This is a genomic window from Mesorhizobium sp. M7A.F.Ca.CA.001.10.2.1 (assembly GCF_003998575.1).
Lineage (GTDB): Bacteria > Pseudomonadota > Alphaproteobacteria > Rhizobiales > Rhizobiaceae > Mesorhizobium.
On record NZ_RZQY01000337.1, the window covers coordinates 1 to 6,415 of the forward strand.

Sequence of the window (6,415 nt, forward strand, 5' to 3'; positions counted from 1 at the left end):
GCGCAGCCCTTGTCTATCTCATCTTTCTCTGGCCGATGGTCCGCCTCGTCAGCCTGCTTGAAGAGCGCTTCAAGACCGAAAAGAAGCGCTGACCTCGTCAACCGATCCCACCCCGCCCAAGTCCTCCGCAGGAGCCTACCCCGTGAACAAGCATCAAACCGACAATGCGAATGCCACCGCGTTCCCCGTCGACGCCATCCGCGCCATGTTTCCAGCCCTGCAACGGGCCGGCGACTTCATCTTTTTGGACAATGCCGCCGGCGCGCAAATTCCGCAGAGCGTGCTCGACGCGGTGACCAACCATCTGGTTTCGCACAATGTGCAGCGTGGCGGCCGTTATGGCCGCAGCGTCACTGTCGACCAGTCGGTCGCCGATGCGCGGACAAGCGTCGCGCTGCTCATCAACGCCTATAGCCCGGCGGAAATCTGCTTCGGCATGAACGCCACCTCGTTCATCCGCCTGGTCAGCCTCGGCATCGGCCAGATGCTGCAGGAGCGCGACGAGATCGTCATCACCGACATGGACCATGATGCCAACATCGCGACCTGGCTGGCTCTGGAGTCCGCCGGTGCAAAGTTCAAATGGTGGCGCATACGCGAGGACGGCAATCTGCATGTCGACGATCTGCGCCCGCTGGTTTCCGACCGCACCCGCCTCGTCGCCTGCACGGTCACCGCGCATTCGATCGGCTCGATCGTCGATGTCGCCGCGGTGGCCGAGATCGCACATGCGGCCGGCGCCGAAGTGTTCCTCGACTGCGTGCATTACGGACCGCACGGGCTGATCGACGTGCAGGCCTGGGATTGCGACTATCTCGTCTGCTCCGGCTACAAGAATTTCTCGCCGCATATGGGCTTCCTGTGGGGCCGCTTCGAAACGCTGAAGCGGCTGCCGACCTTCCGCGAGGATTTCATCCCCAACGAGCCGCCGTACAAGGTCGAGGCCGGCACCTTCATCTACGAGAACGTCTCGGGGATGGATGCCGCCGTGCAGTATCTGGAACTGATCGGCCGCAATCTGGCGCCGTCCAACAACCGCTCGCGGCGCGACAACATCGTCGCCGGCATGGGCGCCATCCGCGACTATGAGCTGGTGCTGGCGCGTGAGATGCTGGCCGTGCTGAAAGGTTGCGGCGCGACCATCTACGGCGTTGCCGACGAGGCCCGCATCAATGAGCGTGTGCCGACCTTCTGCTTCAACATCGGCACACTGTCGCCGCAGCGGGTCGTCGAGGAAATGGCCGAGATGCAGATCGGCATCCGCGACGGCCACATGTACGCGCCGCGACTGATGAAGCGTCTCAACCTCTCAATGGACAGCGGCGCAATCCGCGCCTCGCTTGTCCACTACAACACGGTCGAGGAGATTCACCGTTTCGGCGAGGCACTGCGCGCCATCATCGCCAAATTGTCCTGAGCGGCGGCCTCTCCAGCGTCGTCATCCACGGGCGGAACAAGGAGCGTAGCGACGCAGTGCAGACCCGAGGATCCATGCCGTGCCACGGTGCAGAATTCTGCTCCGCTGCACCCTTCGGCTGAGGTAACGGCATGGATCCTAGGGTCTGCGCGACGCTTCGCCCTAGGATGACGAAGAGACGTTAAGCCGCCTTCTTCTTCGCCAGTCTTGCCTTGATCGAGGCTACGTCGGCACGCGGGGTCGCGGCGAACAGCGTCCTGGTGTAGCTGTGCTTGGGGTCGGCGAAGACCTCGTCGCGCGAGCCGTATTCGACCGCCTCGCCGAAATACATCACCATCACATCGTCGGCGATGTAGCGCACCACGGACAGATCGTGGCTGATGAAGACATAGGTCAGCTGGAACTCGTCCTGCAGGTCGGCGAGCAGGTTGAGCACCTGTGCCTGCACGGAAAGATCGAGCGCCGAGACCGGCTCGTCCAGCACCAGCAGGCTTGGGTTGAGCATCAGCGCGCGGGCAATGGCAATGCGCTGGCGCTGGCCGCCCGAGAACATGTGCGGGTAGCGGTTGTAGTGCTCGTGACCGAGGCCGACCTTCTTCAGCATCTTCATCGCAAGGTCGCGCCGCTCGGCCGCCGGCTTGTCGGTGTTGATCAGCAGAGGCTCGCCCAGCACGTCGCCGATCTTCTGGCGCGGATTGAGCGATCCATAGGGGTTCTGGAAGACGATCTGGACCTTGCGGCGCATCTCTTTGGTCAATCCGCCCTTGGCGATGTCGACCTTGTTGCCGTCGATGAACAGGTCGCCTGACGTCGCCGGATCGATCAGCGTGATGATGCGGGCGAGCGTCGACTTGCCGCAGCCGCTTTCGCCGACGATGGCCAGCGTCTTGCCCTTGTCTACCTTGAAGGACACGCCCTTGACCGCGTGCACGGTGCGCGGCCCGGTGAACAGGCCACCACCGATATGGTAGTCGCGGACGATGTTCTTGCCTTCGAGGACCGTGGTGCTCATGAGGCGGCTCCCGCGGCAGAGGGGGCCGGCTCGAACAGCATGTCGGAAACGGTCGGCAGCCGGTCGCCGACGGCGTTCTCCGGCAAAGCCGACAACAGCGCCCGCGTGTAATTGCTTTTCGGCGATTCGAACAACGACAGCACGTCGGCCTCTTCCATCTTGCGGCCCTTGTACTGGACGATGACGCGATCGGCGGTCTCGGCCACCACGCCCATATTGTGGGTGATCATGATCAGGCCCATGCCGTATTTGGCCTGCAGCGAAACCAGCAGATCGAGGATCTGCTTCTGGATGGTGACGTCGAGCGCCGTCGTCGGCTCGTCGGCGATCAGCAGTTTCGGATTGCAGGCGATAGCGATGGCGATCATGACGCGCTGGCATTGGCCGCCCGACATCTGGTGCGGAAACGAGCTCAGCCGTTCTTCCGGATCGGCGATGCCGACCAGCTTCATCAATTCGATGGCGCGGGCCCGCCGCTGAGCGCGATCCATACCCATATGGAAGCGCAGCACCTCCTCGATCTGGAAGCCGACGGTGAAGCACGGATTGAGGCTGGCGATCGGCTCCTGGAAGATCATCGAGATGTCCTTGCCGACGATCTTGCGGCGTTCGGACGGGCTGAGCTTCAGGAGATCGACGCCGTCGAAGGCCATGCGGTCTGCCTTGACGGTTGCCGTGTTGGGCAACAGGCCCATCACCGCGAGCATCGCCACGGACTTGCCGGAACCGGACTCGCCTACAATCGCCAGCACTTCGCGCGGCTCGATCGAGAGGTCGATGCCTTGCACGGCCATGAACGGTCCGGCCGCGGTGTCGAAGGAAACGGTGAGGTTCTTGATCTCGAGCAGAGGCATGCTCACGACCTCTTCAGCTTGGGGTCGAGCGCGTCGCGCAGGCCGTCGCCGATCAGGTTGATGGCGAAGACGGTGATCAGGATGGCGAGGCCCGGGAAGGTCACCACCCACCAGGCGCGCAGGATGAACTCGCGCGCTTCGGCCAGCATGGTTCCCCATTCCGGCGTCGGCGGCTGCGCGCCCATGCCGAGGAAGCCAAGGGCCGCCGCCTCGAGGATGGCGTTGGAGAAGGACAGCGTCGCCTGCACGATCAGCGGCGCGATGCAGTTGGGCAGGATGGTGACCAGCATCAGCCTGAGATGGCTGGCCCCGGCGACCTTGGCCGAGACGACATATTCGCGGGTCTTCTCGGCCATCACGGCGGCGCGGGTGAGCCGGGCGAAATGCGGCTGCAGCACAAAGGCGATGGCGATCATGGCGTTGACGAGGCCAGGGCCGAGAACCGCGACAAGCACCAGGGCCAGCAGCAGCGACGGGAAGGCCAGGATGATGTCCATGATGCGCATGATCAGCGTGTCGACCCAGCCGCGGCAGTAGCCGGCGAGCAGGCCGAGAATGACGCCTGAGATCAGCGCTGACGTGACGACGACGAAGCCGATGGCGAGCGAGAACCGCGAGCCGTAGATCAGCCGCGACAGCATATCGCGGCCGACAGCGTCGGTGCCGAGCAGGAACTGCGCGTTGCCGCCTTCCTGCCAGGCCGGCGGCGTCAGGAAGAAGTCGCGGAACTGATCGTCCGGCGAATGGGGCGCCAGCAGCGGCGCGAAGATGGCGATCAGGATCAGCAGCGCAAAGACGAAGAGCCCGATCACCGCGCCCTTGTTGACGGAGAAGTAATGCCAGAACTCGCCGAACATCTGCAGCCTGGCGTCCTGCGGCTTGACGACGGTCGCGGCTTCGATGGTGGCTGGGCCTTCGTTGCTCATGTCAGTTGGCCCGGATGCGTGGGTTGATGACGGCGTAGAGCACGTCGACGATGAGGTTCACCGACATGACGATCAGCGCGATCAAAAGCAACCCGCCCTGCACGGTGAAATAGTCGCGCTTGGAAATGGCGTCGATCATCCATTTGCCGATGCCGGGCCAGGAGAAGATGCTCTCGGTCAGGATGGCGCCGGTCAAAAGCGTGCCGACCTGCAGGCCGATGGTGGTGACGACCGGGATCAGCGCGTTGCGGAAGGCATGCAGGCCGATGACGCGGCGCGGCGCCAGGCCCTTGGCACGCGCGGTGCGGACATAGTCCTCACCCAGCACTTCGAGCATCGCCGACCGCGTCTGCCTGGCGATGACTGCGAGCGGGATGGTGCCGAGCACGATGGTCGGCAAGATCAGGTGCGACAGCGCCGAACGGAAGGCGCCCTTCTGGCCCGAGATCAGGGAATCGATGGTCATGAAACCGGTCACCGGCTTGAAGAAATAGAGAAGGTCGATGCGGCCGGAAACCGGCGTCCAGTGCAGCGTGCCGGAGAAGACGATGATCAGCAGCAGGCCCCACCAGAAGATCGGCATGGAATAGCCCGCCAGCGCCGTGCCCATCGTCAGCTGATCGAACCAGGAGCCGCGACGGATCGCGGCGAAGATGCCGGCGGCGACACCCAGGATGACGGCAAAGATCATGGCGAAGATGGCGAGTTCGACCGTTGCCGGGAAGCGCACCAGGAAATCCTTCAGCACCGGCGTCTTGGTGGAAAACGAGGTGCCGAAATCACCGCCGAGGATGTTGGTCAGATAGGTCAGATATTGTTGCCAGATCGGCAGGTCGAAACCGAACTGGTGCATGAGCGCCGTGTGGCGTTCGGGCGACAGGCCGCGTTCGCCCGCAAGCACCAGCACCGGATCACCGGGCAGGATGCGCACGAAGCCAAAGGCGAGGATGGTTATCCCGATGAAGGTCGGGATGATGAGGGCGAGCTTGCCGAGGATATAACGCAGCATGGCGGGCGAGTGGGGGCGCCACCAAGTGGCGGCGCCCCCGTATCGCAACCTTATTCGGCGATATCGACGCCGTCGAAGCGATGGATACCGAGCGGATCCATCGCAAAGCCGGTGACGGTCTTCTGCATCGGCATGAACACCTTGGAGTGAGCGAGCGTCGCCCAGGGTGCCTGTTCCTTGAAGATGACCTGTGCCTGTTCATAGAGCTTGGTGCGCTCGGCCTGGTCCGAAACGGTCTTGGCCTTGTTGATGAGCGCATCGAAGTCCTTGTTGCACCATTCCGCGCGGTTGTTCGAACCGACGGAAGCGCAGCTCAGGAGCACGCCGAGGAAGTTGTCCGGATCGCCATTGTCGCCGGTCCAGCCGACGATGACGGCGCCGTCGTGATCGACCGCGGAAGCGCGCTTGAGGTATTCACCCCAATCGTAGCTGACGATCTCGACGGTGACGCCGACCTTGGCGAAGTCCGCCTGGATCAGTTCGGCGGTACGGCGCGCGTTCGGCATATACGGGCGCGACACCGGCATGGCCCAGACGTTCATCTTGAGGTCCTTGACGCCGGCCTCTTCAAGCAGCTTCTTGGCTGCATCCGGATCGTAAGGATCGTCCTTCACTTCCTTGTTGTAGGACCACATGGTCGGCGGGATCGGATTGATCGCCACCTGGCCGGCGCCCTGGAAGACGGCGTCGATGATGGCCTTCTTGTTGATGGCCATGTTGAGCGCCTTGCGGACGCGCACGTCGTCGAACGGCTTCTGCTGGGTGTTGTACATCAGCGCGCCGACATTGAGGCCTTCCTGCTCCTCGACCTTCAGGTTCGGATCGGCCTGCAGGCCGGCGATGTCGGCCGGTGCCGGGTACGACATGATGTTGCATTCGCCGGCCTTGAGCTTCTGCGCGCGCACCGCCGGATCGGTGGTGATGGCGAAGACCAGATCGTCGATCTTCTGCTTGCCGCCCCAATAGTCCGGGTTGGCCTTGTAACGGATGGCGGCGTCGGTCTGGTAGTCAACGAAGATGAACGGACCGGTGCCGATCGGCTTCTGGTTGAACAGCTCAGGCGTCTTGTCGGCCTGCAGCTTGTCGGCATATTCCTTGGAGACGACCGAAGCGAAATCCATGCCCAGCGTTGGAATGAAAGTGATCGCCGGCTCCTTGAGGATGAACTTCACCGTCAGGTCGTCGACCTTCTCGACC

Annotated in this window: 6 protein-coding genes and 1 pseudogene; 2 read left to right on the forward strand and 5 right to left on the reverse strand. The window is 63.1% G+C overall.

Going from position 1 to position 6,415, the window contains the following annotated elements; all coding sequences use genetic code 11:
• Positions 1 to 92: pseudogene (locus tag EN964_RS39260) on the forward strand (amino acid ABC transporter permease); the annotation flags it as partial.
• 50 nt (positions 93 to 142) lie between these two features.
• The gene (locus tag EN964_RS20775; protein ID WP_127268314.1) at positions 143 to 1,417 is read left to right on the forward strand and encodes a cysteine desulfurase-like protein; all 1,275 of its coding nucleotides are present in this window, start codon (positions 143 to 145) and stop codon (positions 1,415 to 1,417) included.
• A 181-nt stretch (positions 1,418 to 1,598) separates the two neighbouring features.
• Here EN964_RS20775 and EN964_RS20780 read toward each other — a convergent pair whose 3' ends face one another.
• From EN964_RS20780 to EN964_RS20800, 5 genes are all read right to left on the reverse strand, one after another.
• Complete coding sequence (locus tag EN964_RS20780; protein WP_023811483.1) at positions 1,599 to 2,429, reverse strand: dipeptide ABC transporter ATP-binding protein; 831 nt, start codon at positions 2,427 to 2,429, stop codon at positions 1,599 to 1,601.
• Positions 2,426 to 3,283 (reverse strand): ABC transporter ATP-binding protein, encoded by an 858-nt coding sequence (locus EN964_RS20785; protein WP_127267322.1) that lies wholly within the window; start codon positions 3,281 to 3,283, stop codon positions 2,426 to 2,428. The genes EN964_RS20780 and EN964_RS20785 overlap by 4 nt, the downstream gene beginning before the upstream one ends.
• Before the next feature lie 2 nt (positions 3,284 to 3,285).
• The gene (locus EN964_RS20790) at positions 3,286 to 4,140 is read right to left on the reverse strand and encodes an ABC transporter permease subunit (protein WP_224618710.1); all 855 of its coding nucleotides are present in this window, start codon (positions 4,138 to 4,140) and stop codon (positions 3,286 to 3,288) included.
• Positions 4,141 to 4,210: 70 nt separating this feature from the next.
• Positions 4,211 to 5,218, reverse strand: a complete 1,008-nt coding sequence (locus tag EN964_RS20795) for an ABC transporter permease subunit (RefSeq protein WP_127267321.1) — start codon at positions 5,216 to 5,218, stop codon at positions 4,211 to 4,213.
• Between the two features lie 50 nt (positions 5,219 to 5,268).
• A partial coding sequence (locus EN964_RS20800) for an ABC transporter substrate-binding protein (RefSeq protein ID WP_164775908.1) occupies positions 5,269 to 6,415 on the reverse strand: 1,147 nt, incomplete at its 5' end.